Here is a 25,451-nt window from a genome sequence, read left to right on the forward strand (position 1 = left end):
TCTAGCCAGATGTTTACGCACATGCGCATTGCCAGACCCGTCACCCAGCTTGAACGATCGGTGCTGATGTTTAGTCAGGGACTGGATCTGCAAAAAATTGCCGAATTCCACGATCACGACGGTTTCAATGGCGTGATGCTGGGGCGAAAAGACCTCGACTGGCACCTCGAATTCACCTGCTGCCCGGGACATCCCGTTATACCCTCGCCAACCGAAGACGATCTCCTCGTCCTCTATTATCCGGATGAAAATGCATGGAAGCTGGCATGCGAAAGCATGGTTGAAGCGGGTTTTAAACGGACGAATTCTTTCAATCCTTACTGGGATGTGAATGGGCAAACCTTCGTCGATCCCGACGGGTACCGGGTGGTGATGCAAAACAGGGCGTGGGGCTAGAGGGGACTAATTAGTGCGACGTTGCTGTTTGTATCTGTTTGCTTTTAATCTAAGCAGACATGATAAATGACGAAAAGCACCATGAATCCTTTTGTTGACGATATCCAACTGCGATCAATCCAGAGTAATAACTCTGTCAGCTGAGGCGATCGTACTTTCCCTGTGTGCGACAATGATTCTGGTAATGTTGAGCTCTCTGATTGCCCGGTTCACCATCGCTTCACTCTCATTATCCAACGCACTTGTCGCCTCATCCAGAAACAAAATTGATGGTTTTTTATAAAGTGCTCGCGCAATGAACAGGCGTTGCTTTTGTCCGCCAGAAAGCCCTTCACCCAGCTCGCCTATAAGAGTTTCATAACCCATCGGCATACGCATAATCACCTCATGAATGTAGCTGGCGCGGGCGCATTCTTTCATCCAGACTTCATCAGCCTCGTCTGCAAAACTACAGATATTTTCCCTGATTGAACCACTGAACAGCTTGTCATGCTGCATGACGCAGGCGATCATTTTATGGTAGTTATTGATTCCAATCTGCTGAATATCAACACCCTCTATCTCTACTCTTCCGCTGTCGGGGGAAAATAGCCCGCATAATATTTTAAGTAACGTAGATTTTCCTGCCCCGGAAGGGCCCGTGATTGCCACGCTCTGCCCCGGCAGGATTGAGATATTCATTTTACGAAATATGTAAGGTGACTGAGTGTCGTAACGATAGCTAATTTCATGGGTCTCCAGTCCTAAAGGCTTTAACCCTGTTTCGTAATAGCGGTCAGGTTTATGATTTTCCCGCGGATTTAGTGCAATATCGGCAATGCGTTCATTATGCAGGCTCACCATGCGCAGCTGTAATACAAACTCCGTCAGTGAACTGATGCGATCAGAGAATTGTCCCCGAAAAGCACCGAATGCAACAAACATTCCGATAGTCATTTGGTTATCGATAACCTGACTCGTACCCAGCCAAAGCACAGTAATTTGATCGCAGGCAATAATCAATGTGTTGATACCGCCAAACAGCATGTCCATTTTAGTAATGCGAATGCTGGTATTAATTGAGTCAATTTCAAGGTTTAACCAGTGGGCGGCGCGACGCCGTCCCATTCCCTGTATTTTTACAGCGGCAATGCCGTATAACGTTTCCATAAAGTAAGAACTGGCACGAGCTTCTCTGACAAGTGATTCTTCTGACAGCTGTCGGTAGCGTCCATAAGTTAGCAGGCGCAGCAATACATAAAGGACGGTAAATGCCATCACAATCCAGGTCAGCCATCCACCATAAAGCACCATCATAATCACCACTCCAATGACCATGATACTGTCCATGATGGCACCGACTATACTGGTGGTGAAAGTGTTGCGCAGCGTATCCAGTGAGCTAAATCGTGACTGGATATCACCCATCTTACGTCGCTCAAAATAGCTGAGCGGCAGACATAACAGATGACTGAAGAGGCTGGATTGCCACTGCACGTTTATAAGCGTTGCCATAATTAGTGCTGACCAGGCGCGTACCATACCGACTACGGCCCTAAGCAGGATGAAAAAAATCAGTCCGACGCAGATTACCGTCAGTAAACTCTTGTCTCCTGCCGGTATGGCATGATCCATTACCAGCTGTGTACCGATCGGCATTACCAGATTGATGGTTTCAAACACCAGCGACAGACAAAATATTTTACCGAGCGCTCGCTTTAGACCGTGTACGCTGCTAATAAGGGATCTGAGGCTAATTTTGTTGAGGACATTTTCGGCAGTAAAATTACTCCCAGGACAGGCTTCCAGCGCCACACCGGTAAAACTCTGCGAAAGTTCTTTAAGGCTAACCGTCCGCCGTCCGCGCGCCGGATCGTGTAGCACCATGCGATTGTTCCTGGCGCTGACCAGCACTACAAAATGATTAAATTCCCAGTGTAAAATGCACGGCATCTTCAGAGCCCCAATCTCGTCGATGTCGAGCGAAAGAGGGCGGGTTTTCATTCCCAACTGTTCAGCCATATCCGTCAGTCCGGATAGCGAAGTACCGCGAGATGACAGATTAAACTGTTGCCTGAGCGCTATCAGGTCCACATTCTTGCCATAATGTCCGCAGATCATTGCCAGGCAGGCAAGGCCACATTCAGCAGACTCGGTCTGGTGGATCATCGGCAGTCGGTTGCGTAACTTTATTTCCAACTTCGCGACCAAAGTTTTAAAGGTCATTCTATTCATTGACTGGTCCTGAAGTACTGACCTTCATATCGTAGAAGGGGGCGATCATCCATTGATAGATTTTCCTTTTCTCCAGAAACATTGTGCTCTGCGCTTGAATGCCATTTTCCAGGCGCAGTCGTTTTCCGACATACCTGACTTCCTGCATTTCAGGCCTGACGATGACCTTGTAATAGGGAGAAACAGTGTTTAAAGCGGATGAGGGAGCGCTTCGGTAGCTGTGCATTTCCTGCAGCGATGCAGGCGTTCTTGAGATAACAGAAACCGTGCCGGCAAACTGGCCGAACTTCTCTACTGGGAAAGCCTCATAACGAATATTGACCCGGTCACCGGGATTAATATAAGGAATGGCGTTATCAGGGACCCAAAGCACCAGAGCGTAATATTCTATTTTTTCTGGAGTAATCTGTAGCAGGCTATCACCCGGATTAACCATTTGTCCCACTGTAACGCTCAGCGAATCTATACGACCAGCGGCTAGTGCCCGCACGATAATGGTGTCATCGGCATCAATACGGGTTCGCTCTTTTTGAAGTTCAAAGCGCTGTAGTTCCATCTGATAGATTTGATTGTCAAAATCGGCTGCCTGAGTATGGATCTGGCTATCCAGTGACGTTATCTGAAGAGAATTATTATCATTTTGAACTGACAAACCGAGAAGACTGTTCTGTTGCTGGTAATAAAGAGCTACCTGGCTAATGAGTTGTTCTTTGTTAACGAGTCCAAGCTTCTGATACTGGCGATAGTTATCCATATTTTCTTTCATGATACGGAGCCCTTCCTGTGCGCGACGCAGAATATTCGTAGAGTGCAGGAAGGCTGAGATGTATTGTTCTTTTTGCTTCTCTAACATGTCCAGCGTAGCTTTCTTATTGCTTTCCAGGCGACTGACTATCTGTGAAATCCGGTTAAGCTGGTTGTCAATATCCCTGCGTTCATTTTCGCTTATGACACCGTTACGTGTACTTTTGCTTACATCAATTTGGTATACGGGCGAGCCGGCCTCAACTGATTGCCCTTCGTGAACGTATCGTTTTACAACTGTACCCTGAACACCGGAGTAGAGAGTTGCAGCGCGGGGATAAGTCGATATCTCACCTGAGACGTTGATCCTGCGGCTATAGGTTCCGGCGATAATGAATGTCAAAAATGCTGCAATAAAAAAGAAACACAGGCTCGCCACTGCCCAAAAAGGGATTCCGGGAAGCAGCAGTGTCCGGCCACGCAATCTCATCCTCTGATAATCAACCGCCTCCCTGCGAAACAATGTCATCTCCTTATAAAAGTATACTATATGGTGGGAAATCCTTTTTCATTTAACTGCCAAAAATATAGCTTTTATTTATGATGATACAATTCATCAGCGCATGCAGTATGACTGGCAATAATAATCCCTTTGACCGAACTCTCGCTGCTGTAAGCGTTAATGAAACAAAAAAAAGAATGATTAATGGCTTGTAGCCTGAATACTGAGTATGTAAAACGGCGAAGATCAGAGAGGATAAAATTGTCGCAGGGAATTTTGCTTTGAGAAAAATGGTCAGTGATCCGAATAGCGCACCTCTGATTGCAATTTCCTCATAAACAGGCGCCATTAAAATATAAGATATTTGTATAAAAATAAAGGTGATTGCAGGCAGGATTTTCTCAGAATGACTGTCATAGGTTTCTTCTTCGAAGAACAGTTTTGGGAGGATGAACTGTATAATCAAAATAATGGATAAATAAAGGATGAAATCTTTCAGGTTGAAATTTCCCACCCCAAAACCTTCTTTTTCTCTCAAAAACAAAAAATAAAGAGGTGTAATAACCAGGATCTCCACCGTGAACATCAATGGGAAAAACATACCAGACACGATCGACATCATTCTTAACTGTTCAGGTAAAAGCAGTGGAGCCCCGGTAAGAATAACCATAACAATAAAAACAGATAAGAATAAATATCCATCTTTTTTGTTCATTTAATGTTACCATGTGCTTTTATATCATCTTTAAATAAAATCTTTATAATCTTACCGCCTAGCAACACAAAAGATATTAATGAGCTGATAGTGATGACTAACCTGGATAATTCAACGGGAGGTTTAAAGGTGTTGAATCCTGGGAAGATACCTGCACCACTGAGAAACAAAAAGCCAGTCATTATTGATGAAAATAAAATAATATTTTTTATGATAAGTTTCAATTAATCCTCCTTAATACCCGCCGCAAAAGAAGCGGCGGGTGATTATTTTTAACGGCTGCAGGAGCCACCCATTCCACCGGAGTTACAGCTTCCAGAAGAGCTATTATTACCAGAGTTATTTCCACCGTTACCGCTTCCTGTAAAGCAGCCGCCAGCAAATGCGCCACCCGCTATGCCCAATGCTACACCACCGATTCCCCCGGCTGCACCGGAAATAGCTCCGCCAATAATACCATTATTACAGTTTACCACGCCTGATTCATTATATCGGGGATTACCATTGGATCCTGAACTCGAGCCACCCTTATTACTGGTGTTATTACGCCCTGAGCTATAGGAGGAATCGTTACGACCCCCGGCTCCAGATATTTCGTCTAAAAGGTCTCTTGCGATTACTTTCATAAATAACTCCTGTTTATGGCTGTGGTGAGCTTAATAAAAAACATTGCCAGACAAACAAATACACCGTGAGTAATTTACTTTCAACTTTTTTATTTTTATGAAAACAAGACAAAACTGGTGTGATTTTGCTAATTTATCTTTTTGGTGATTTTATCTGGCGTAATTGAATAACGTTTCTGTTTAACGGTTTCCTGTTAATTCATAATTTTACGGTTTTATACGGAAATTATTTCTTTTGCTTACATGTAGTTTCTTAGATTTTAAGCAGTTATTTGATTTATCACTCATTTTTAGAAATATATACTGCTATACATTCTCTCCTATTTTCGGTTTTTTTTAACATGTGACTGGAAGATAAAATCTATTTTTTGGGGAGAGCATGGCTATGAGTGAGGGCGCAATTCGTACTATTTATGGCGCTCGCCGTATATGGGCGCTGCGGCAATAGGGGGCAGGACGGGAAGGCTCGCTTACCGCCGGATCGCTGAGCGCTAAGGTGGGTGCCATGCTGCAGGTTGAAGTACTCATCCGCGGACTTACGGCGCTGGGAACCCGTATTCAACGGCAAGCCAGCAGACGGCCACTGCGACGCTGCCTATGCTGTTTTAAGTCATCAGTCGCATCATTAACTGAAATGTCTGGCCTGAATCCGGCAGGTCAAACTGGTAGTTTTTCGACCTTTCATTTTTCTTCAGGAATGCCGGGATCTTCTCGCGGCCCCTCATCATTGCTGCATCCTGGTAAAATAACGCGAACCATACCAGAGGATACCAGTTTTGTTAAAACGGGAGTTTCATCCCTATGCCAGCAGGTAAACATCAGGTATCTTTGAACTCTCATGAGGAAGGGACGGCTGAGCATGGATACGAAATTCATCGAGACACTAAAAACTTACTGTGACGATACAAATCGTGCCGTCGGCCCGCTGTATCTTCGCCTTGAGAAAGGTTTTCGCGACATGATCACCCGCGGTGATTTGAAAGCCGGATACGCTATTCCAAGCGAACGCGAGCTGTCAGAACTACTGAACCTGTCTCGCGTGACGGTGCGCCGGGCATTGAGCGAACTGGCGAATGCGCAGATCATTATTCAGCGACGCGGTGCACGCAGTACGGTCGCTGGCAGAGTTGAAAAGCCGCTGTCATCGCTGACCAGTTTCAGTGAGGACATGATTTCACGTGGCTATCAACCAGGTGCCCAGTGGCTTGAGAAAGAGCTGACGCACGCATCGCCTTCGGAAATCATTGCGCTCAACCTCTCTCCTGGCGCACTGGTTTGGCGTCTGAAGCGCCTGCGAACTGTCGACGATCGTCCGATGGCCGTTGAAATTGCGGTTGTGCCACAGACGTTTATTCCGGATATGAATGAGCTGAAAGATTCCCTGTATGCCGTGTTTCAGTTGCATGGGTTCATGCCTGCTCGGGCGCTTCAGCGTATTCGTGCAGAACCGCTAAACCGCGAACACAGCCATCTGCTGGATATGCCAGCGCACAGCCCGGCATTACACGTAGAACGCCACTGCTATCTGGAAGATGGCCGACCGATTGAATACACCCATACCTGGTACCGGGGCGACAGTTACGACTTTCTGGTTGAGCTACAGCGAGATATCTCGTCGGGCCAGTAAATCAGTGCCATCTAATTGTGCTGTGCCCAGTCAGCAGCGCCCAGTAAACCGGCATCACCCTCGCCCAGTGCTGCCGTCACGGGCAGGTTGAACAGTGCCGGGAAGACCTGAAGTGCCTTATTAACCCGCGCTATCATGCCTTCTGCCAGACCTACACTTCCACCCAGCACCACCTCCTGGATGTCCACAACCATGAGCGTATCGGCAATGGCCTGTGCTACAGCCGCGGCTGCGTTGTCGAGGATCGCACTGGCCTGTGGTTCATCTGCCGCCAGTGAAAACAGTTCGCGGCTGTCGATCCGGCGGCCAAAAAGTGCCGTGGCCTGGCGGGCAAGGGCAGTGCCGGAAGCGATATGTTCCAGACAACCCGTGCGTCCACAACCACAGCGCCCTGCATCCGGATCCAGCGGTGCAACGCTCACCGTCGCATGCCCGATATGTCCGGACAGCCCCTGCGGACCAATCCGTAGTTTCCCGTCGCAAATGAGGCCACCTCCGACCCCGGTAGAAAGGGTAATGAAAAGCAGATCTGTACGATTATGCTGGCGTGGAAGGTACTCTCCCCATGCCGCAGCCTGCGCATCATTGAGCATGATCACCGGACAGTTAAACTGCTTCTCCAGCACTTCGCCCAGCGCAAAACCTTTCCAGAAGGGGATGGTGTTGAGATTAACCGACCATACGCGGCCTTCGCGCAAATAACCCGTTGCGGCAACAGCCACGCGCTCAACTGGATAGTCTGATTGGGTGACCTCGCGTAACGCCGCCAGAAAACCCGCCTCATCATGCTGCATGGGTACCTGCCTGCGAGCAATACATTCCTGCCCCTCAATCCATGCAGCGGACAGCTTTGTCCCGCCAATGTCCAGCGCCAGTATCATGCCGTTGTTCTCCCCTTAATCACGTCAGCCAGTGCTGCTTTGTACCAATCAGTGATGTGCTCGACGCGGGTGATGGCAGATCCGACCGTTACTGCAAACGCGCCTGCTTTCAGCGCTGCTGCGGCGTGATCCGGCGTGCGGGTACGGCCTTCCGCCATCACACGATAACCGCGAGCTGCCAGCGCTGAGATGAGTTCAAGGTCTGGTCGATCCATCGGCTGATCGGCAGTTTCATCGGTATAACCTGAGAGGGTGGTGCCAATAAAATCAAAGCCCATCTCAGCGGCAGCAATGCCATCTTTCAGTGACGAGCAGTCGGCCATAAGTAACACATTTGACTGACGGCCAAGCTTATAGAGATCTGTAACGGGAACCGGGCGCTGACGATCGGTAGCATCCACTGCAATAATGCTGGCTCCGGCAGCTATCAGATCAACAACGTCTTGCAGGAAAGGTGTAATGCGCACCGGCGAATCATCCAGATCACGCTTCACAATACCAATCACCGGGATTTCCAGCGACTTAGAAACCTGCTTCACGTTCTCCACACCTTCGATACGCACGGCACCCGCGCCTGCCAGTTCTGCGCTACGCGCCATCGCGACCACGATGTCGACGTGATCCATTGGCCCATCAGTTACGGGCTGGCACGAAACAACCAACTGATTTTTAAGTTTATTCACATCGAGCGTCATCTTCCGTTCCTGTTGGTTTTGCAATTACCCATCAGATAACCACAATAATACCAGATCTGTAAATTGGTATTTTGAAGACATACTTCTCGCACCGTGATGGTGCTCTGATTTTGACCAGGAGCACCATGATCGTGCTGGACAGCAGTCAGGATCAGGCGTTATAACAGGTTAAATATGTTGCAAAAATATTGATTTAACGCTGATTGCGTTGATATACAAATAATTTTTACTTTGGTATTAATCTGGACTTATTCTGGCATGTTATTTGAATCAACTGATATGCCGCGAGAACGTTATGTAGTTTTCAAACCAGGTACTGAGGAAAGTGAAATGACAGACAGCGTTATTAAAGTATGCGTCATTGGCGCAGGTTTCATGGGAGCAATGCATGCCCGCATCTGGCAGCAGATGTATGGCGTTGATGTGGTTGGCGTGGCCGACCCGGACCTGTCCCGCAGTGAAGCGCTGAAGGAGTGGATCCCGAAGCTGAACTGCTATGAAGATTTTAACCAGATGCTGGATCAGGAAAAACCCAACATCGTCAGCATCTGCACCAAGGATGATTTCCACCTGGCACCGGCCCTCGCGGCCGCCAGAGTAGGTGCGCACATCTTCCTGGAAAAACCAATTGCCGCAACGATGGAAGACGGCGAAGCCATCATCCGCGCTGCCCGCGATGCCAACGTGAAGCTGGGTATTGGCTTCCTGCTGCGTTTCGACCCGCGCTACTCCCGTGCTCAGGAAATTCTGGCGACTGGTAGCGCAGGCGAAGTCAGCCACATTACTGCTCGTCGTAACAGCCCGGCGATTGAAGGTCCGGCCCGTTACGGTGGCAGCCTGCCGTTGCCGCTGCACGTTACGGTACACGACGTGGACATGATCCTGTGGCTGCTGAAGCACACCCAGCCGGTGAGCGTGTATGCGCAGACCACCAACAAGTTGCTTGGCCATCTGGGTACCGAGGATTCCGTGTTCGCCATCATTCGCTTCGCGGACAGCACTGTCGTGAATCTGGAAAGCTCCTGGGCACTGCCGGCCGGTTCACGCACGCTGCTCGATGCCAAAATGTCGATCTTGTCGACAAAAGGGCTGATTGAAATTGAATGCGGTGAGTCAGGACTGTATCACGCGTCCGAAATGGCTAACCGTTATATCGACACCCAGCACTGGCCGCTGAGCCAGGGTGAAATCAAAGGCGACCTGCGTGAAGAGCTGATGTCGTTCCTCGGTGATGTCCGCAACGGCACGACGACAGTCGCGACCGGTGAAGAAGCTAACGAGGCGCTGCGCATTACGCTTGCCATTATGGACTCCGCCCGTACCGGCGAAATCGTCCGGGTCTGACATTCTGACTGAATAAACCAGGTGATGAGATGAGCATAAAAAAAATGGGTATTGCAGGTGTTATTGGCACACTTCTGCTGGCAGGTAACGCCAGCGCAGAGGAAACCCTTCGTGTACTGCTTGAAGGACACAGCACCAGTGATTCCATCAAAGCGCTTTTGCCGGAATTTGAAAAAGAGACCGGTATTAAGGTTCAGGCGGAAATTGTACCTTACAACGATCTTACCTCTAAAGCTTTGCTGGCCTTCTCCTCGCACAGCGGACGTTACGACGTCGTTATGGACGACTGGGTTCACGCCGTGGGTTACGCCTCGGCAGGCTATATCACACCCGTTGATAAGTGGATGAAGAGTGAGACCAAATTTTATGACAAAGCGGATCTGGTACCGAGCTATGCAGATACGCTGCGTTATAAAGATGCTTATTACGGCCTACCGGTATACGGGGAGAGTACCTTCCTGATGTATCGCAAAGACCTGTTTGAGCAGTACGGTATCGCCGTGCCGAAAACCTTTGATGAGCTGACCGCAGCCGCTAAAACCATCAAGGAGAAAACGAACGGTCAGGTCGCGGGTATCACTCTTCGTGGCGCACAGGGTATTCAGAACACCTTTGCGTGGGCTGCCTTCCTGTGGGGCTACGGCGGCCAGTGGATCGACAGTAACGGCAAGTCTGCCATCTCATCACCCGAGGCGATTGCAGCTACAAATGCGTTCGTGAATATCCTGAAGAATTACGGCCCGATTGGTGCGGCTAACTTTGGCTGGCAGGAAAACCGTCTGGTGTTCCAGCAGGGCAAAGCGGCGATGACCATCGACTCTACCGTGAACGGTGGTTTCAATGAAGACCCGAAACAATCTTCAGTCGTCGGGAAAGTCGGTTATGCCCCGGTTCCTGCACAGCCGGGTGATCATCCGGGTAACAGCGGCGCACTTCAGGTTCACGGTATGTTCATCAACAGTGACAGTAAGCATCAGGATGCCGCCTGGAAATTCATCAGTTGGGCAACCGCCAGCCAGACGCAGATGAAATCTGTTGAGCTGAATCCGAACGCTGGTGTGAGTTCGCTCAGCGCCATTAACAGTGATGCTTTTGCTCAGCGCTATGGCGCTTTCAAGGACGGCATGCTTGCTGCTCTGAAGAACGGAAACGCGAAATATCTGCCTACCGTGCCGCAGGCTACGCAGATCATCAATATCACCGGCATTGCCCTGTCTGAAGCGCTGGCTGGCACCCAGTCTGTTGAAAGCGCACTGAAGGCAGCGAACACCCGTAACAATAAAGCGTTGTCTCGTTAACCTTTCTCCCTCAGTGCGTTCAGGCGTGCTGAGGGAAATGAATTTCTTACGCAGATCCAGGTAAAACTATGAAAGCAAAACTCACGCAGCAGGCGTTTACTCTGCCGTTATTGATTGTATTGCTGCTGGTTTCGTTCTACACGCTGGGTTACGCCATCTATTTGTCCGTGTATGACATCGATTTGATGTCGCCACCGCCGTTTGATTTCATCGGTCTGGCGAACTTCATTGAGGTGCTGAAAGAACCCCGCATGTGGCTCTCTCTGTGGCATACGCTGGTCTATGTGGCGGGATCCACGGTGGCAGAACTGGTACTGGGCAGTGCCATTGCGCTGTTCATCAGCCGCGATTTCTTTGGCCGCAAGCTGGTACGAGCGCTGTTACTTTTACCCATGATAGTAACCCCCATCGTGGCGGGACTTATCTGGCGTATTTTCTACGATCCTAATGCCGGGCTGTTCAACTGGATCGCGGGCATGTTTGGCATCGCGCCAATTGACTGGTTAGGCAATCCCGGCACAGCAATGGCCTCGCTGATTCTGGCGGATATCTGGCAGTGGACGCCTTTCATTATCCTGCTGGTATCCGCAGGGCTGGACGCGTTACCAAATGAACCTCTTGAAGCGGCTGAGCTGGATGGTGCACGTAGCTGGCGGCTGCTGGCCTTCATCAAGCTGCCGATGATAAAGCCCATCATTCTTATGGCGCTATTCCTGCGCATGATTGATGCGTTCAAATCTTTTGACCTGATTTATGTGATGACCCGTGGCGGCCCGGCCCTGGCGACGGAAACCACCAACATGTACGCCTACCTCACCGGGTTCCAGGATTTTCGTATCAGCGCAGCGGTGGTGATTGCCATCATCAACACGCTGCTGGTGATCGTGGTGCTGTCATTCGCCAGTAAGAAGGTAATGAAAGATGAGTGATTCACTGAAGTTTATCTGTCGGAGAACCGGCTTCTGGCTGGTGCTGATAGTCATACTGGCGTTTTTCCTGCTGCCGATCTACTGGCTCGTGACAATGTCATTTAAAACGTACTTAGATGCCTTCGCCATGCCACCAAAGCTCTGGTTTACGCCGATTCTGGACAACTATCGACAGGTGCTGAGCAATGGCGATTTCATTCGCGCATTCGGTAACAGCCTGCTGATTTCGCTGGTCTCAACGTTCCTGTGCCTGGTCTTCGGGTCGCTCTTTGCCTATGGACTGGTGTTCTTTATTGAGCGAAAAGGACAGGCTAAGCAGTTCATCATGAGCCTGCGCTACGCACCGGTCATCATGCTGGTTATTCCGGTGTATTACCTCATTACGAAGCTTGGCATGACGGATAACTATCTGGTGCTGATTCTGGTTTACACCATAGCTAACGTGCCATTTACCATTCTGATGATCACTACTTTCTTTGAAGATATTCCCCCTGAAATTCGTGAAGCGGCGCGCGTTGATGGTGCCAGCGAATGGCGCGTGTTTCGCAGCGTCATGCTGCCGCTGGCAAGAACCGGCCTGGCCGCATCAGGCGTATTGACGCTGTTCTTTATCTGGAATGAATTCCAGATTGTCCTGACGCTCTCTGGTGACTCCACACAGACGCTGCCAGTCGCGATCACCTCATTCCTGACCTTCCAGGGGACAGAGTGGGGGCCGCTGACTGCGGCAGGAACCCTGGTGATGCTGCCGATGCTGGTGCTCGGTCTGCTGGTACAAAAACATCTGGTGCGCGGTTTAACCATGGGCGGCGTCAAGTAGCTCAGAAGAGAGGAGTATTGAATTATGTCAGGTATACGTCTGAGCAATGTGTTTAAGCGCTTTCACGATACGCAGGTTATCAATCAGGTCGATCTTGAAATTAAACACGGCGAGTTTTGCGTGTTTATCGGGCCATCAGGCTGCGGTAAGTCTACGCTGCTGCGTATGATCGCCGGGCTGGAGACCATCTCCTCGGGTGAAATTCGCATCGGTGATAAGGTCGTCAATAAGCTGGCACCCGCCGATCGCGGTGTAGCGATGGTGTTCCAGAGCTACGCGCTTTATCCGCACATGACCATTTACGACAATATGGCGTTTAACCTAAAGCTCGCTAAAACCGAAAAGGCGGAGATTGAGTCTCGCGTGCTGAATGCGGCCAAAATTCTGCAGCTTGAGCCGTTACTCCAGCGTCTTCCGAAAGCGCTCTCTGGTGGACAGCGTCAGCGCGTGGCCATCGGGCGCGCGATTGTACGTAACCCGGAGGTATTTCTGTTTGACGAACCGTTGTCGAATCTGGACGCGTCGCTGCGTGTAGCAACTCGCGTGGAAATCGCCAGGCTGCACCATAAACTTGGCAATACGATGATTTACGTCACGCACGATCAGGTTGAAGCCATGACGCTGGCCGATAAGATCGTGCTGCTGAACAGTGGCGCGGCCATGCTCAATGAAGGTTCAATTGCGCAGGTGGGTCATCCGCTTGAACTCTATCACCACCCGGTCAATGCGTTTGTCGCCGGCTTTATCGGCTCACCCAAAATGAACTTCCTTCCTGCAGAGTTGATCAATAGCAGCGCGCAAAGCAGCAAAGTTCGGCTGGGTCATGCAGGAGAGGTCATTGATGTTGAGGTCAATACCGCCGTGGCGCAGTCAGGTGAGAAGGTGAAAGTAGGTATTCGTCCTGAACATCTGCGTCTGTGCAATAAGTCTGAGGCGCATCTTATAGGTCAGATCCAGCACATCGAGCATCTGGGGGAAGCCGCATACTTCTACATTGCGGTAGAAGGCTTCGATCCTGTTCTGGTTAAACATGCGGAAGAGCTGGAGCTGAGCCTGGGTGATGACGTTGGGCTGATGATCCCGCCACAGCACGCACATCTGTTTGATGAAAAAGGCGTGGCCTTCCGCCGCACAGCCCTGGCCGTACAAAAACAGTTTGCTGCAGCATAAGCCTCAGATGATATCTGTAAAAACAAAACCGGGCGATTGCCCGGTTTTGTTTATCCTGATGAAAACTGGCATGGGCTGGCCGATGCTCCGCGTAGTGTAACTGGAGGTGGCAAGGTAGCAGACATCAAATTGCGCAGGATTTCGCTTTGTCACCTAAGCGGTCATTGCCAGTGGATCCCCATTCCCGACTTTAAACTCCTGAATGTGCTGTTTATCGCTTATTCATGCCGATGGCTTCGCTAACAAACACACTTCGGTACTGACCGAAGCAACATGGTTTCGTCTTCATTAAGCTGTCCGAAAATAAACGACGGAGCGGACCATGATTGCAGTACTTTTTGAGGCAGAAGCCCTGCCAGCAGCTCAGGAGCGATATCTTCAGCTCGCTTCTGAGCTGAAACCTCTGTTATCCGACACGCCTGGATTTATTTCCATTGAGCGCTTCCAGAGCCTGACCACGCCCGGCAAGATCCTCTCTTTGTCCTGGTGGGAAGATGAGGATTCTGTCGCCGGGTGGAAACGCAATGTGATGCATCAGGCCGCGCAGCAAGAAGGCAGGCAGTCGATTTTTTCATTCTACAGAATACGGGTAGCCAGCGTGTTCCGTGATTACTCTTCTGATAAGGGAACTAATCAGCATGCATGATATTCACGTTATTCTCAAAAATAGCCCGGGCTCACTGGGTTTTCTGGGAAGTGTATTGGGGAAAAACGGTGTGGGTCTCGAAGGGGGTGGCGTGTTTACAACGCCTGAAGGCGGGCATGCACACTTCCTCGTTGAAGACGGCTATAAAGCGCGCACGGTATTAACTGAAGCCGGTTTTGACGTCTGCAACGTATGTCGTCCTCTGGTCAGAAAATTAGCGCAGGAACGTCCCGGCGAGCTGGGCGAAATAGCTGATGCTCTTGCCCGGAACGGCATCAATATTCTGGTACAGTACAGCGACCACAGTAACCGGCTCATTCTTATCACGGATGATGATGTCAGGGCAGGTGAAGTAACCCGAAAATGGGCAATACCTTCTGAATGAACCTCCTTAATACAACGCGCGCAAGTGAGCCGGATAATGTGCCTGAAACATCGATGGCAATGGTGGCGTCTGCGCTGGCGGACCCGTCAAGGGTGAGTATTCTGTGTGCTCTGATGGATGGGCGCGCATGGACAGCGACCGAACTTAGCGTAGTGGCTGGCATAGCAGCGTCGACAACCAGCGGGCATCTGAACCGACTCCTCAGCAGCGGTCTGGTCATTTGCCTGATGCAGGGGCGTCATCGCTATTACAGTCTGGCCGGTCATCATATCGCCGGATTGCTGGAAAACCTGATGGGGGTTTCCATGGGGACCATTAAGGCCCCCGTTTCCAGTACGCCGCTTCATCTGCGTTATGCACGCACCTGCTATGACCATTTGGCAGGCGAGCTTGCTGTCGAAATTTATGACTTTATGCTTAGGGAAAACTGGCTGGAAGCAGAGGGTTCGGGACTGACATCAGCCGGCAAAATCCATTTTGAGAACATGGGCGTTTTACTTAACTCCCGCACACGGCGCAAGCCCTGTTGCCCCTGTCTGGACTGGAGTGAAAGGCGTTTCCACCTCGGCGGTGACGCGGGCTCAGCCCTGTTTACGCTTTTCCTGCAAAAAGAATGGGTAAAGCGTATACAGGGATACCGTGAAGTCAACGTAACCGATTCAGGCCGGGTGGCAATGAATCGGCTGTTTAAGCTGAAAATCAGCTGAATAAACGTCAGGTACCGGTCGATGTGATCAGATGAGCCGGCATGCCCTCCTTGTGAAAGGTTAAGCGGAGGGCGATAAGTTTTCCCGCTGGATGCGGTAACTTACCGTCCGGCCGTGGAAAACAGGCTTACTCCGCTTCAGGCCAGGCGCTTAATCGCCAGAACTTAGAGGGGTCATTTCTTATCCAGTGACCAGGTCGCGCTGCGCACATCGACTTTCACTGGCAGCAGGCCGACGCGGATGAAGGTGTCCGCCAGCGCCTGCTGTTCCGCAAACACCTGCGGTGACATGCGTGACGCGCCATAAGGCAGGCGTTGCAGCGTGGTCTGCCAGATGGATTTATCCAGACCGGTGGATTTCGCCAGAATCGCCGCGGCTTCATCCTGATGCTGATTGGCCCAGTCGCTCAGCTTGCTCAACTCGTCAACCACCTGCTTAGCCGTTTGTGGGTGGTTTTCGGCAAACGGGCGGCTGGCAAGATAGAAGGTGTAGTGCGGCACCAGACCTTCGGCGTTGCGCACTTCACGCGCGCCGGCGTTGGCTTCGACCTCAGCCAGATAGGGATCCCAGATTACCCAGGCATCAATTGCGCCTTTCTGGAAGGCGGCGCGCGCATCGGCCGGTGGCAGGTAAACCGGCGTGACATCTTTATAGTTCAGCCCGGCATCTTCCAGCGCTTTCACCAGCAGATAATTGACGTCTGAACCCTTGTTCAGGCCAACGCGTTTGCCTTTGAGATCGGCCACGCTTTTGATGGGTGAGTCTTTCGGTACTACGATAGCTTCGGTTTTGGGGTTAGCGGGTGAATGTCCGAGATAAATCAGATCGGCCTTTGCCGCCTGCGCAAAGGCGGGTGGCGCATCGCCGGTGGCGGCCAGATCGATACTGCCCACGTTGAGCCCCTCCAGCATTTGCGGGCCGGCGGGGAATTCCACCCAGCGCACCGCAATACCCTCTTTTTTGAAGGTCTCATCCAGCGTGCCGCGATATTTCAGCAGTGCAAAAATGTTGGCTTTCTGATAGCCGATGGTGACGGTTTCCGGGTTGGCGGCAAAGGCGTGCGTGGCGAGCAGGCCGAAGCTGAGTGCCAGTGCGCTCAGGGCAAAACGTTGTGCTTTCATGGGACGTCTCTCGTGGTTTTTCGTCCATCCTGGCAAAGTTGTTATATAACCAATAAATAACTTTTTAATATCGCTTATAACTCTAATCCCAGCCTGCATCAGCATTCACTGTAATGGGCAAGTTGCATAGAGAACCGGATAATTAGCACGGTAATAATTTGTATAACAAATCAAAATGTCAACGCCGCAGGCTTCTGTCAGGATAAGCGATAACGTTGCCTGCTATAGGTTGCTCCCGTTCTATGAAGTGGTTTTCCCGAAGCGCCGTGCTGTTCTCTGCCAAAACCTGTCTGGCCGCTTTTCTGGCATTTTATCTTGCGCTGGAACTCAACCTGGACAAACCCGCCTGGTCACTGACCACCGTGTATGTTGCCTCGCAGCTTTATTCCGCTTCGACGGTGTCCAAATCGGTGTTTCGCTTTTTTGGCACCGTGCTGGGCGGGCTGTTTACTCTGTTGATCTATCCGGCTACGGTCCAGTCGCCGATGCTGTTCAGCCTGTGTATTTCACTCTGGGTTGCCGTCTGCCTGTATCTCTCGCTGCACGACCGCACGCCAAAAAGTTACGTCTTTATGCTGGCCGGCTACAGCGCCGCCATTATGGGCTTTCCCGATGTGACCTCGCCCGGCGCCATTACCTATACGGTAATTTCCCGCATTGAGGAAATCACCGTGGCGATTGTCTGCAGCAGCCTGGTGCATCGGCTGATCTTCCCGGTTTCGATGCGCCATCTGCTCGAACAGAGCGCCGGGCTGTGGTATCAGAACGCGCGTAAATTGTGTAGCGAGCTGATGACGGCGATGCCTGCGGCAAAATCGCTGGAGCGCGAGGATATTCTGGTGCAGATGGCCAACTATCCGCTTAACGTCGAAACGCTGATCACCCACTGCGTTTATGAAGGGGATGCGGCGCGGCGGCTGGTGCGGCTGGTCAGCGTGCAGTATCAGCATTTGTCGTACCTTATCCCGACGCTCACCGCCATTGAATCGCGTCTGAATCTGCTGGCACAGCAGCAGATCCGCTTTCCCGATTATGTCGCGACGGCCTTTCAGCAATTTTTACAATGGCTGAACGGCGACGCGCAGCAGCCGGTGCGCGATCGCCTCACCGACGCTCAGGAGCAGCTGCAGCAGGCCTGGCGCGCAGGGCGGCTTAACAGTGAAGAGAGCATTTTGCTCATCGGCCTGCTGGAACGGTTACTCAATTTTGTCCGTATTGCCGATGCTTACCACAGCGTCAGCGAGCGCGTCAGTGACTGGACGCCAGCGGTGAAACCGGGCAAGGCCTCACGCGCGCACAAGCATGTCGATAAAGGTCTGCTGCTGCTGTCGTGCTTTACTGCCTTCATCGCCACTTTTGCCACCTGCCTGTTCTGGATCGGCAGCGGCTGGCGTGATGGTTCAACCGCGCCGATGATGGCGGCGGTGCTGTGTTCGTTCTTCGCCGGGCTGGATAGCCCCATCGCGCCGATGAAGTTGTTTCTGAAGGGCGTACTGATCTCCATGGCGATCAGCCTGATTTACGTCACGCTGCTGATTCCGCAGGCGGTGACGTTTGAAGCACTGGTGATTTGCCTCGCGCCGGGATTGTTTGCTTTAGGGCTGGTGATCGCCAATCCGTCAACCAACCTGATCGGTCTCATCGTCGCCACGCAGATCCCCGGTTTGATCGGCATGAGCCACCATTTCAAACCCGATTTGCAGCTCATAGTGAATGCCATGATCTCCACGCTGGTGGGCATTGCCGTTGCGCTGGTACTGACGCTGCTGATTCGCAACAAACGCCCGGCGTGGACGGCCACGCGTGCGCTGCGCAAAGGCATTCGCGATCTGCTGCAGTTTATTACCGCGCTGCGCATGAACACCGCCACGCTGACGGCGCGGCAGCAATTTGTCGCACGCACGCTGGACAGGGTAAACGTGATTCTGCCGCGTAAACGCGTCGATCCGGCACCGGAACTGGTGGCGGGCGGTAACCTGATTGCGGAAGCCTGGCTCGGGGCTAACTGCTATGACTATTACACCCGTCATCGGCACCTGCTGCTGGCGAACCAGATAGAAAGCGCAGCCATGTTTCACGAGCTGAGCCAGTTTCTTAAGCAGCGGCTGAAAACGCTGGACAGCACGCCGTCGCCAGCGCTTTTGCATGAGCTTGATGTGTTGCTGCTACGGCTGGAGGCGGCGGCGCAGCAGGAAAATGCGCTGTTTGCGCCGCTGTTTCATCTGTTCAATATCCGTCTGTCGCTCTTTCCTGGCGCGCGCTGGCCGCAGCCGCTGCCAGAGCAAAACCGCACATAGTGTGATTAAGATCGCACTTTTTGTTAGGTCGGTAATAATAACAATGGTTACTATAACTTCCATGCAGAGCATTCAGCTCTGACCCAAACATTGAAGGAATATGACCATGAAAAACGTAAAAACTCTGACCATCGCTGCTGTTGCTGCTCTTTCTATGATCTCTTTCGGTAGCTTCGCCGCTGAAAGCATCTCCGTCCACGGCAGCACCCTGGATAGCGCTGAAGCCCAGGTTGCCGCTCAGGCTAAAGCGAGTGGTGCAGACAGCTACAAAATCACCAGCGCCCGCGCAGACAACGGCGTCGACATGACTGCTGAGCTGTACAAATAATAACAATCCCTTTCTCCGTTAACGTGCTTAGCCCGGGTTATCCCGGGCTTTTTTGTGCCTGCGATGCGGTTCAGCGTCGCGACGCTTTCATGCCTTCATTGAATACCGTACAGTGCCAGACGAGCTAATTTCCGTGGGGAACGGTAACTGATGAAAATGATTGGCCTGATTGGCGGCATGAGCTGGGAATCCACCGCGCTCTATTACCGCATCATCAATGAACAGGTAAAGCAACAGCTGGGCGGACTGCACTCGGCGCGCAGCCTGATGTACAGCGTCGATTTTCAGCAGATTGAGAAATTGCAGGTCGCCGGTGAATGGCAGCAGGCCGGTGAAATCCTGGCCGAAGCCGCCCGTAGCCTGGAGAAGGGCGGGGCGGATTTCATTGTGCTGTGCACCAACACCATGCACAAAGTCGCCGATCAGATCACCACGGCCACCCGCATTCCGCTGCTGCATATCGCTGACGCCACGGCACAACGCATTCGTCAGGCCGGCGTGAAACGCGTCGGTCTGCTGGCGACCGCGTTCACCATGGAGCAGGAATTCTATAAAGGGCGCCTTGAGCAGCAATATGACATCGAGGTGCTGGTACCGGACGCTACCGGACGTAAAACGGTGCACGACATTATTTATCAGGAGCTGTGCCTTGGCGTGATCCGTGAAGAATCACGCGCGCAGTACCGTGACATCATTGCTCAGCTGGTGGCACAAGGGGCTGAAGCCATTATCCTTGGCTGTACCGAAATCACGCTGCTGGTTAAAGCGGAGGATGCGGCGGTGCCGCTGTTCGATACCACATTAATCCATGCGCAGGACGCGGTGAAGCTGGCGCTGGCAACAAATAACTAGCCTGCTAATTATAATCTGTGTTATTATGTGCTCATTGAAGGCACAACGCCGACCCGCATGGTCGCACAGGGATGTGCCAGAACTGGCTGCCAGCACTGGCAGCCTTTTTTGTGGCTGAAAAAGCGTCAGAACGCTGTTTCCAGTGAATCGGTGACGCAATAGTCATCATCCACCAACGGTAAATAGCGCCACTTATCAAATGCGGTACAGGGATGGGAAATGCCGCAGCCAATCCAGTCGCCCGGTTGCAGCGGATCGTCCGCCGGTAACTGCAAATAAGCGTGCTGATCGTTGACGTCGGTGATGCGCAAATGCGTGGCCGCGCGCGGTGCGCTGCCGTCCACCTGACGAATCCACAGCGGATTGGGCAGATCCTGATCGAACGGCACATCGCGCCGGCCGAAATCAACAAACGCCAGCCCCGGCTCCGGACGCGATAACACGCGGCCCCAGATCTCCAGTGCGGCGCTGAAATGGTGCGTTGCACCCGGCTGCGCAAAGGGGGCAATGCGTTCATATAAGCCGCTGTCGTGTGCCATGTACGCACCTGATCGAATCAGCGGCGTGACCGGCAGCGGCAACTGTGCCGCGCTGAAGCAGGCCGCGACCACATCGAACCACGCGCCACCGCCGGCGCTGAGAATAATTTCTCCGCTGGCAAACAGCTGGTGTTCAGCCAGCAGCGCGGCGGTCGCGATCATCATCTCGCAGTAATCTTTCACGCGCTGTACGCCTGCAGCATCGCGTCCGGCACCCAGCGCACCTTCATATCCGGCCACCCCCACCAGCTGCAGCGAGCGGCTGTCATGGATTGCCTGGGCGATTTCCAGCGCGGTCTGCGGCGAGCGACAGCCGGTGCGGCCGCCGCTGACCGACATCTCCAGCAGCACGGCGATCTGTGCGCCGCCGAGATGCTGCTCAAGCAGTTTTACGCCCTGCAGCGAATCCACATAACAGAGAAAGCCGTGATCGGCATGCTGCTGTTGCCACTGGCCAATCCAGCGAATCCCGGCGGGATCGACCAGTTCATTGGCGAGAAACACGTTGCGGATGCCAAACTGGCGCAGCGCGCGCACCTGGGCCGGCGTCGCTGCGCTCAGGCCCCAGGCGCCGCCTTCACTGACGGCACGGCGCAGAATCGCCGGCGACATCGAGGTTTTGCCGTGCGCAGCCAGCATCACGCCGTTTTCCTGGCAGAACGCTGCCAGTTGCCGCAGGTTATTCTCCAGCGCCGATTGTTTCATCAGCATCAGCGGTGAGAAAACTTCAGGGCTGTTAAACACCGGCGTACCGTTAGCCAGCGGCTGATTGCCCGTTCCGGCCACCGATTTAAACCGCGGCGCAGGCTGCAGCGCATCCAGCGCGCCATCGGCCTGCAAAGGGAAGTGAATCGACATCCTGCCTCCTGTTAGTGTTCAAGCACGCGCGACAAAAACTGCTGGGTACGCGGATTCTGCGGATTAACAAAAATCTGCTCCGGCGAACCCTGTTCGGCGATCACCCCCTGGTCCATAAACACCACGCGATCGGCGGTTTTACGCGCAAAGCCCATTTCATGCGTCACCACCACCATGGTCATGCCTTCCCGTGCCAGACTGCGCATCACTTCCATCACTTCACCAACCAGCTCGGGATCGAGCGCGGAGGTGGCTTCATCGAAGAACATGATTTTCGGCTCGACCGCCAGCGCGCGGGCAATCGCCACACGCTGTTGCTGGCCGCCGGACAGCTGAGCCGGATAGTGATGCGCGCGCTCCGCCAGGCCAACGCGCGTCAGCGCCGCCATGCCGCGTTTGTTCGCTTCCGCTTCGGACAGCTTCTGCGCTTTGATCAGCGCCAGCGTCACGTTGCCGAGTGCGGTTTTATGCGGGAACAGGTTGAACTGCTGAAACACCATGCCGACGTGGCCGCAAATTTCACTGCTGCGTTTACGGTCGTGCAGCGGTACTTCATTAACCCAGATTTCGCCGCCGTCGGCGGTTTCCAGGCCACTCATAATGCGCAGCACGGTACTTTTTCCCGAGCCGGAGGCGCCAATCAGCACCAACACTTCGCCCGGCGACACGTCCAGGCTGATCTCTTTCAGTACCTGGGTTGCGCCAAAGGATTTGGTAATACGGCTCAGCGTAATGGCGGATTTGCTCATGATAACTGGCTCCTGGTTTGATGATGTTGAACCCAACGGGAAAGCGGAAAGCAGACAGCGAAGTAGAGCAGGGCGACCAGGCCGTAAACCACCACCGGCTGGCCAATGCGATCGACAATCGCCTGCCCCTGGTGCATCAGCTCCGACATGCCGATCATGCTGACAATCGACGTATCTTTGATCAGCGAAAGATACTGGCCCACCAGCGGCGGCAGCACGATGCCGCGCGTTTGTGGCAGCACTACGCTGAGAAACGTCTGGCGTTTTGATAATCCGAGGATCCACGACACTTCCCACTGCCCTTTCGGCACGGCTTCAATGCCGGCCCGGAACACTTCAGCAATGTAAGCGCCCTGATAAATGCTCAGGCCCAGAATGCCGGCGGCGAACAAATTGATTTCATAGCCAAAATAGGCCACGCCGAAGTAAATGAACATCAGGGTGATCAGCACCGGCGTGCCGCGAAACAGCTCGGTGTACAGCACGGCAATCTCTCTGGCGATCGGCAGACGGCTGGTGCGAAGCACCGCGGCCAGTAAACCGAGCAGGGTGCTGCCGGCGATAGCGGCGATGGACAGCAGTAAGGTGATGACCAGCCCTTTCAGCAGGATTGGCAGCGAGCTAATGATAAGTTCGCTCATAACGCATTCTCCCGTTTCACTGGATTAATCAGCCATTTTTTTGCCCACCGCCAGCCGGACTTTTTTACCGGCGTCACCAGCGGCGGGTGGAACAGCCGGCGTCCGGCCACGGTGCCAAGCCATGAAAACAGGTTGCTCAGCACCAGATACACCAGGGCAACCACGCTGAAAGTCTGGATATAAAGCAGGGTGCGCGCGTTGATCACCGTGGCGGTGCCGGTCAGCTCCGGCAGGGCGATCGCCGAGAGCAGCGACGTACCGAGCAGCAGCTGAATCAGGTTATTAATGATCGCCGGCCAGACGGCGCGAGCAGCCTGCGGCAGCACCACACTGAGGAAAATCTGGTGGCGCGGAATGCCGAGGATATACGCCGCTTCCAGCTGGCCCTTCGCCACGGACTGAATACCGGCGCGGAAGGTTTCCGACAAATAGGCACCCACGTTAATACCCAGTGCCAGCACCCCGGCGGTAAAGGCGCTCATGGTGATACCGAGCGACGGCAGGCCAAAAAAGATGATAAAAATTTGCAGCAGCACCGGTGTATTGCGGATGAACTCAACATAACAGTGGCTGATCCAGCGCAGCGGCGCCAGCGGTGAAGATTTCGCCAGCGCGGCCAGCAGACCGAGCGCCACCGCCAGCGCGAACGCCAGCAGGGTAACCTGCAGCGTGAGCCACGCGGCCTCCAGAAAGGTGTCGGCGTAACGCCACAGGGTTAGCCATTGATAACTCATGGTATGACTCCTTCAGGCGGCGCAGCCTGTGCGACTGCGCCGTGGGCTGACAATCAGTATTGCGGATTCAGCGGATAACGCGGTTTGCTGCCGAACCATTTCTCATACAGCTGGGCGTTCTCACCGGATGCGTTGATTTCAAACAGGAATTCGTTGAGGTAATTGGTCCATACCTGGTCGCCCTGTTTCACCCCAAAGGCGTTGTACTCCAGTGGTACCAGCGCTTCGTTAGTTACGGCCAGTGACGGATCGAGCTTCGCCTGGTAAGCGAGGAAGTTGTTATCCTCGATCATCGCATCGGCCTGGCCCTGTTTGACGGCCAGAATCGCCGCCTGGGATGAGTCGTACTCCTGAATTTTCACGTCGATGCCGAGGTTGCGCACTTCGTCGCCATTGGTCGAGCCTTTCACTGTGGCAATGGTTTTGCCGGCCATGTCATGCGCAGATTGAATGCCGCTGTTTTTGCGCACCAGCATTGCCTCACTGGCTACTACGTACGGATGGGTGAAGCCAATCTCTTTGGCACGTTCCAGATTGCGGGTGAAGTTACAAAACACCACATCGACTTTGTTGGTTTGCAGATTAGGGATGCGGTTGGCGCTGGTGGTGTTGACCATTTCCAGCTTCACGCCCATCTCTTTGGCCAGCGCTTTCGCCAGGTCAACGTCGTAACCATCCGGGTTGCCGTCTTTGTCATAAAAACCGAACGGTGCGAAGCTCAGGCAGTCACCGACGCGCAATGTGCCGCGCTGCAGCACGGTTTGCAGCGCCGACTGTGGCGCGGCGCCAGCCTCTTTTTTCTCTTCGGTCGGCGTACAGCCTGCTATCGCCAGCAAGACCAGCGCACCGGCCACGGTTTTGGCACTTAATTTCAGCGATGTTGCATTCATCTTTATGCTCTCTTTAAATGTTTGACGAGACGGCGTTATTCCGCATCACCCGTTTAATAGACGATCGCCAGCGCAGCGGCCGCACCGCGTATTTCGGGTTATTTTATTGAAAAAGCAAATGCATTAATTAATATCAGGCTGGCCTGGTGTTGGCGAAGAAAATGAACATCGCAGCCTGGTTGAACGGTATTACTTATTTACGGTCGGCGCGGAAACATTTCATGTCCACTTCGACTTTGCAGTCGACCACTAAATCCTGCACGCTACAAATACGCGCCGGTGGATGACCACTGAATATCTCACTGAATACTTTGTTGAAAGAACTGAAATAACGCGCGTCGGTCAACACCGCCGTCACATGGACCACATCCTCCACGCGATAACCCGCTTCGCGCATGATAGTGAGGCAGTTGTCGAACGCTAACTGTGTCTGTTCGATGATGCCGCCCTCTACTACTTCGCCGTCGCGCATCGGCGTCTGGCCTGAGATATACAGCCAGCCATCGGCCTCCACGGCGCGGGCGAACGGCAATTTTTGCCCGCCGGTACCGGTACCGCCCTCAATGCCATAACGTTTGATCGTCATGTCTTTCTGCTCCTTTGCACACTACCGTTTCTGTCTGATATACCAGACTGCTATCTGCAATACCGGATAGGACGAGATTTGCACAGCTGTTGCTTTTTTGCAATATGGCAATCGGCAATTAATTTTTTGCCGTGCTGGTGCGATCGCAAAATAAATT

At 52.7% G+C, this 25,451-nt stretch carries 27 protein-coding genes and 1 pseudogene; 14 read left to right on the forward strand and 14 right to left on the reverse strand.

Translation table 11 applies throughout. The annotated features are described in order from the left end of the window. Positions 1–9 precede the first annotated feature (9 nt). On the forward strand, positions 10–396 hold the full coding sequence (locus tag AC6I79_RS20300) for a VOC family protein (protein WP_159377551.1): 387 nt from the start codon (positions 10–12) through the stop codon (positions 394–396). A gap of 114 nt (positions 397–510) precedes the next feature. Here the strand turns inward: AC6I79_RS20300 and AC6I79_RS20305 are convergent, their stop codons facing one another. From AC6I79_RS20305 to AC6I79_RS20325, 5 genes are read right to left on the reverse strand one after another with little or no spacing between them, the layout of a single operon-like run. After that, positions 511–2,610, reverse strand: a complete 2,100-nt coding sequence (locus tag AC6I79_RS20305) for a peptidase domain-containing ABC transporter (protein WP_159377550.1) — start codon at positions 2,608–2,610, stop codon at positions 511–513. Continuing rightward, positions 2,603–3,877, reverse strand: a complete 1,275-nt coding sequence (locus tag AC6I79_RS20310) for an HlyD family secretion protein (RefSeq protein ID WP_159377775.1) — start codon at positions 3,875–3,877, stop codon at positions 2,603–2,605. Before AC6I79_RS20310 ends, AC6I79_RS20305 begins: the two co-directional genes overlap by 8 nt. A gap of 49 nt (positions 3,878–3,926) precedes the next feature. Continuing rightward, positions 3,927–4,571, reverse strand: coding sequence for a CPBP family intramembrane glutamic endopeptidase (locus AC6I79_RS20315; protein WP_159377549.1), 645 nt, complete (start codon positions 4,569–4,571; stop codon positions 3,927–3,929). Next, positions 4,568–4,795 carry a hypothetical protein gene (locus AC6I79_RS20320; protein WP_159377548.1) on the reverse strand — a complete coding sequence of 76 codons (228 nt, stop codon included), beginning with the start codon at positions 4,793–4,795 and terminating at the stop codon, positions 4,568–4,570. Before AC6I79_RS20320 ends, AC6I79_RS20315 begins: the two co-directional genes overlap by 4 nt. Before the next feature lie 48 nt (positions 4,796–4,843). Next, a complete protein-coding gene (locus AC6I79_RS20325; protein WP_072208585.1) occupies positions 4,844–5,197 on the reverse strand; it encodes a hypothetical protein in 354 nt (117 codons plus the stop codon). Between the two features lie 460 nt (positions 5,198–5,657). Here AC6I79_RS20325 and AC6I79_RS20330 point away from each other — a divergent pair. Together AC6I79_RS20330 and AC6I79_RS20335 are read left to right on the forward strand one after the other, a co-directional pair. Next, positions 5,658–5,806, forward strand: a pseudogene (locus tag AC6I79_RS20330) (RpiR family transcriptional regulator); the annotation flags it as partial. Positions 5,807–6,056: 250 nt separating this feature from the next. Further along, the gene (locus tag AC6I79_RS20335; RefSeq protein WP_211725610.1) at positions 6,057–6,824 is read left to right on the forward strand and encodes a GntR family transcriptional regulator; all 768 of its coding nucleotides are present in this window, start codon (positions 6,057–6,059) and stop codon (positions 6,822–6,824) included. 11 nt (positions 6,825–6,835) lie between these two features. On the opposite strand, the gene AC6I79_RS20340 is transcribed toward AC6I79_RS20335, so the two are convergent. Next, positions 6,836–7,705: an N-acetylmannosamine kinase gene (locus AC6I79_RS20340; RefSeq protein ID WP_211725611.1), complete on the reverse strand. Its 870-nt coding sequence runs from the start codon at positions 7,703–7,705 to the stop codon at positions 6,836–6,838. After that, on the reverse strand, positions 7,702–8,400 hold the full coding sequence (locus AC6I79_RS20345) for an N-acetylmannosamine-6-phosphate 2-epimerase (protein WP_058770456.1): 699 nt from the start codon (positions 8,398–8,400) through the stop codon (positions 7,702–7,704). The genes AC6I79_RS20340 and AC6I79_RS20345 overlap by 4 nt, the downstream gene beginning before the upstream one ends. A 330-nt stretch (positions 8,401–8,730) precedes the next feature. On the opposite strand from AC6I79_RS20345, the gene AC6I79_RS20350 reads away from it, so the two are divergent. From AC6I79_RS20350 to AC6I79_RS20385, 8 genes are all read left to right on the forward strand, one after another. Continuing rightward, a complete protein-coding gene (locus AC6I79_RS20350; protein WP_159377546.1) occupies positions 8,731–9,744 on the forward strand; it encodes a Gfo/Idh/MocA family protein in 1,014 nt (337 codons plus the stop codon). A gap of 29 nt (positions 9,745–9,773) precedes the next feature. After that, the gene (locus AC6I79_RS20355) at positions 9,774–11,042 is read left to right on the forward strand and encodes an ABC transporter substrate-binding protein (RefSeq protein ID WP_058770458.1); all 1,269 of its coding nucleotides are present in this window, start codon (positions 9,774–9,776) and stop codon (positions 11,040–11,042) included. Between the two features lie 68 nt (positions 11,043–11,110). Continuing rightward, positions 11,111–11,971: a carbohydrate ABC transporter permease gene (locus AC6I79_RS20360; protein ID WP_058770459.1), complete on the forward strand. Its 861-nt coding sequence runs from the start codon at positions 11,111–11,113 to the stop codon at positions 11,969–11,971. After that, positions 11,964–12,791: a carbohydrate ABC transporter permease gene (locus AC6I79_RS20365; RefSeq protein WP_159377545.1), complete on the forward strand. Its 828-nt coding sequence runs from the start codon at positions 11,964–11,966 to the stop codon at positions 12,789–12,791. The genes AC6I79_RS20360 and AC6I79_RS20365 overlap by 8 nt, the downstream gene beginning before the upstream one ends. A gap of 24 nt (positions 12,792–12,815) precedes the next feature. Further along, positions 12,816–13,961, forward strand: coding sequence for an ABC transporter ATP-binding protein (locus AC6I79_RS20370; RefSeq protein WP_211725329.1), 1,146 nt, complete (start codon positions 12,816–12,818; stop codon positions 13,959–13,961). A 322-nt stretch (positions 13,962–14,283) separates the two neighbouring features. Continuing rightward, positions 14,284–14,607: an antibiotic biosynthesis monooxygenase family protein gene (locus AC6I79_RS20375; protein ID WP_211725330.1), complete on the forward strand. Its 324-nt coding sequence runs from the start codon at positions 14,284–14,286 to the stop codon at positions 14,605–14,607. Next, positions 14,600–14,992 carry an amino acid-binding protein gene (locus AC6I79_RS20380; protein ID WP_211725331.1) on the forward strand — a complete coding sequence of 131 codons (393 nt, stop codon included), beginning with the start codon at positions 14,600–14,602 and terminating at the stop codon, positions 14,990–14,992. The genes AC6I79_RS20375 and AC6I79_RS20380 overlap by 8 nt, the downstream gene beginning before the upstream one ends. Then, complete coding sequence (locus AC6I79_RS20385; RefSeq protein ID WP_498027822.1) at positions 14,989–15,699, forward strand: ArsR/SmtB family transcription factor; 711 nt, start codon at positions 14,989–14,991, stop codon at positions 15,697–15,699. The genes AC6I79_RS20380 and AC6I79_RS20385 overlap by 4 nt, the downstream gene beginning before the upstream one ends. Before the next feature lie 173 nt (positions 15,700–15,872). Here the strand turns inward: AC6I79_RS20385 and AC6I79_RS20390 are convergent, their stop codons facing one another. Further along, positions 15,873–16,820: a sulfonate ABC transporter substrate-binding protein gene (locus AC6I79_RS20390; protein ID WP_498027823.1), complete on the reverse strand. Its 948-nt coding sequence runs from the start codon at positions 16,818–16,820 to the stop codon at positions 15,873–15,875. A 242-nt stretch (positions 16,821–17,062) separates the two neighbouring features. On the opposite strand from AC6I79_RS20390, the gene AC6I79_RS20395 reads away from it, so the two are divergent. The 3 genes from AC6I79_RS20395 (at position 17,063) to AC6I79_RS20405 (ending at position 20,297) form a co-directional block, all read left to right on the forward strand. After that, positions 17,063–19,117: an FUSC family protein gene (locus AC6I79_RS20395; RefSeq protein ID WP_498027824.1), complete on the forward strand. Its 2,055-nt coding sequence runs from the start codon at positions 17,063–17,065 to the stop codon at positions 19,115–19,117. 106 nt (positions 19,118–19,223) lie between these two features. Beyond that, positions 19,224–19,445 carry a YdgH/BhsA/McbA-like domain containing protein gene (locus AC6I79_RS20400; protein WP_010615756.1) on the forward strand — a complete coding sequence of 74 codons (222 nt, stop codon included), beginning with the start codon at positions 19,224–19,226 and terminating at the stop codon, positions 19,443–19,445. 150 nt (positions 19,446–19,595) lie between these two features. Continuing rightward, positions 19,596–20,297 carry an aspartate/glutamate racemase family protein gene (locus AC6I79_RS20405; RefSeq protein WP_058758684.1) on the forward strand — a complete coding sequence of 234 codons (702 nt, stop codon included), beginning with the start codon at positions 19,596–19,598 and terminating at the stop codon, positions 20,295–20,297. Positions 20,298–20,422: 125 nt separating this feature from the next. On the opposite strand, the gene AC6I79_RS20410 is transcribed toward AC6I79_RS20405, so the two are convergent. From AC6I79_RS20410 to AC6I79_RS20435, 6 genes are all read right to left on the reverse strand, one after another. Further along, entirely contained in the window at positions 20,423–21,694 is a 1,272-nt protein-coding gene (locus AC6I79_RS20410; RefSeq protein ID WP_498027825.1) for an alanine racemase, read from the reverse strand. Positions 21,695–21,705: 11 nt separating this feature from the next. Then, positions 21,706–22,443 (reverse strand): amino acid ABC transporter ATP-binding protein, encoded by a 738-nt coding sequence (locus AC6I79_RS20415; RefSeq protein WP_021508752.1) that lies wholly within the window; start codon positions 22,441–22,443, stop codon positions 21,706–21,708. Further along, entirely contained in the window at positions 22,440–23,084 is a 645-nt protein-coding gene (locus AC6I79_RS20420; RefSeq protein WP_021508751.1) for an amino acid ABC transporter permease, read from the reverse strand. The genes AC6I79_RS20415 and AC6I79_RS20420 overlap by 4 nt, the downstream gene beginning before the upstream one ends. Further along, on the reverse strand, positions 23,081–23,818 hold the full coding sequence (locus AC6I79_RS20425) for an amino acid ABC transporter permease (protein ID WP_021508750.1): 738 nt from the start codon (positions 23,816–23,818) through the stop codon (positions 23,081–23,083). Before AC6I79_RS20425 ends, AC6I79_RS20420 begins: the two co-directional genes overlap by 4 nt. 53 nt (positions 23,819–23,871) lie before the next feature. Further along, positions 23,872–24,708 (reverse strand): ABC transporter substrate-binding protein, encoded by an 837-nt coding sequence (locus AC6I79_RS20430; RefSeq protein WP_021508749.1) that lies wholly within the window; start codon positions 24,706–24,708, stop codon positions 23,872–23,874. Between the two features lie 193 nt (positions 24,709–24,901). Next, positions 24,902–25,294 (reverse strand): RidA family protein, encoded by a 393-nt coding sequence (locus tag AC6I79_RS20435; RefSeq protein ID WP_021508748.1) that lies wholly within the window; start codon positions 25,292–25,294, stop codon positions 24,902–24,904. Positions 25,295–25,451: the final 157 nt, after the last annotated feature.

Source organism: gamma proteobacterium symbiont of Scutellera amethystina (assembly GCF_059730845.1).

Excerpts from the sequence above, each read along its gene's own strand:
- AC6I79_RS20300 (WP_159377551.1), top strand. The coding sequence starts at position 10 with ATGTTTACGCACATGCGCATTGCCAGACCCGTCACCCAGCTTGAACGA.
- AC6I79_RS20305 (WP_159377550.1), bottom strand. The coding sequence starts at position 2,610 with ATGAATAGAATGACCTTTAAAACTTTGGTCGCGAAGTTGGAAATAAAG.
- AC6I79_RS20315 (WP_159377549.1), bottom strand. The coding sequence starts at position 4,571 with ATGAACAAAAAAGATGGATATTTATTCTTATCTGTTTTTATTGTTATG.
- AC6I79_RS20325 (WP_072208585.1), bottom strand. The coding sequence starts at position 5,197 with ATGAAAGTAATCGCAAGAGACCTTTTAGACGAAATATCTGGAGCCGGG.
- AC6I79_RS20335 (WP_211725610.1), top strand. The coding sequence starts at position 6,057 with ATGGATACGAAATTCATCGAGACACTAAAAACTTACTGTGACGATACA.
- AC6I79_RS20340 (WP_211725611.1), bottom strand. The coding sequence starts at position 7,705 with ATGATACTGGCGCTGGACATTGGCGGGACAAAGCTGTCCGCTGCATGG.
- AC6I79_RS20345 (WP_058770456.1), bottom strand. The coding sequence starts at position 8,400 with ATGACGCTCGATGTGAATAAACTTAAAAATCAGTTGGTTGTTTCGTGC.
- AC6I79_RS20350 (WP_159377546.1), top strand. The coding sequence starts at position 8,731 with ATGACAGACAGCGTTATTAAAGTATGCGTCATTGGCGCAGGTTTCATG.
- AC6I79_RS20355 (WP_058770458.1), top strand. The coding sequence starts at position 9,774 with ATGAGCATAAAAAAAATGGGTATTGCAGGTGTTATTGGCACACTTCTG.
- AC6I79_RS20360 (WP_058770459.1), top strand. The coding sequence starts at position 11,111 with ATGAAAGCAAAACTCACGCAGCAGGCGTTTACTCTGCCGTTATTGATT.
- AC6I79_RS20365 (WP_159377545.1), top strand. The coding sequence starts at position 11,964 with ATGAGTGATTCACTGAAGTTTATCTGTCGGAGAACCGGCTTCTGGCTG.
- AC6I79_RS20370 (WP_211725329.1), top strand. The coding sequence starts at position 12,816 with ATGTCAGGTATACGTCTGAGCAATGTGTTTAAGCGCTTTCACGATACG.
- AC6I79_RS20375 (WP_211725330.1), top strand. The coding sequence starts at position 14,284 with ATGATTGCAGTACTTTTTGAGGCAGAAGCCCTGCCAGCAGCTCAGGAG.
- AC6I79_RS20380 (WP_211725331.1), top strand. The coding sequence starts at position 14,600 with ATGCATGATATTCACGTTATTCTCAAAAATAGCCCGGGCTCACTGGGT.
- AC6I79_RS20385 (WP_498027822.1), top strand. The coding sequence starts at position 14,989 with ATGAACCTCCTTAATACAACGCGCGCAAGTGAGCCGGATAATGTGCCT.
- AC6I79_RS20390 (WP_498027823.1), bottom strand. The coding sequence starts at position 16,820 with ATGAAAGCACAACGTTTTGCCCTGAGCGCACTGGCACTCAGCTTCGGC.
- AC6I79_RS20395 (WP_498027824.1), top strand. The coding sequence starts at position 17,063 with ATGAAGTGGTTTTCCCGAAGCGCCGTGCTGTTCTCTGCCAAAACCTGT.
- AC6I79_RS20400 (WP_010615756.1), top strand. The coding sequence starts at position 19,224 with ATGAAAAACGTAAAAACTCTGACCATCGCTGCTGTTGCTGCTCTTTCT.
- AC6I79_RS20405 (WP_058758684.1), top strand. The coding sequence starts at position 19,596 with ATGAAAATGATTGGCCTGATTGGCGGCATGAGCTGGGAATCCACCGCG.
- AC6I79_RS20410 (WP_498027825.1), bottom strand. The coding sequence starts at position 21,694 with ATGTCGATTCACTTCCCTTTGCAGGCCGATGGCGCGCTGGATGCGCTG.
- AC6I79_RS20415 (WP_021508752.1), bottom strand. The coding sequence starts at position 22,443 with ATGAGCAAATCCGCCATTACGCTGAGCCGTATTACCAAATCCTTTGGC.
- AC6I79_RS20420 (WP_021508751.1), bottom strand. The coding sequence starts at position 23,084 with ATGAGCGAACTTATCATTAGCTCGCTGCCAATCCTGCTGAAAGGGCTG.
- AC6I79_RS20425 (WP_021508750.1), bottom strand. The coding sequence starts at position 23,818 with ATGAGTTATCAATGGCTAACCCTGTGGCGTTACGCCGACACCTTTCTG.
- AC6I79_RS20430 (WP_021508749.1), bottom strand. The coding sequence starts at position 24,708 with ATGAATGCAACATCGCTGAAATTAAGTGCCAAAACCGTGGCCGGTGCG.
- AC6I79_RS20435 (WP_021508748.1), bottom strand. The coding sequence starts at position 25,294 with ATGACGATCAAACGTTATGGCATTGAGGGCGGTACCGGTACCGGCGGG.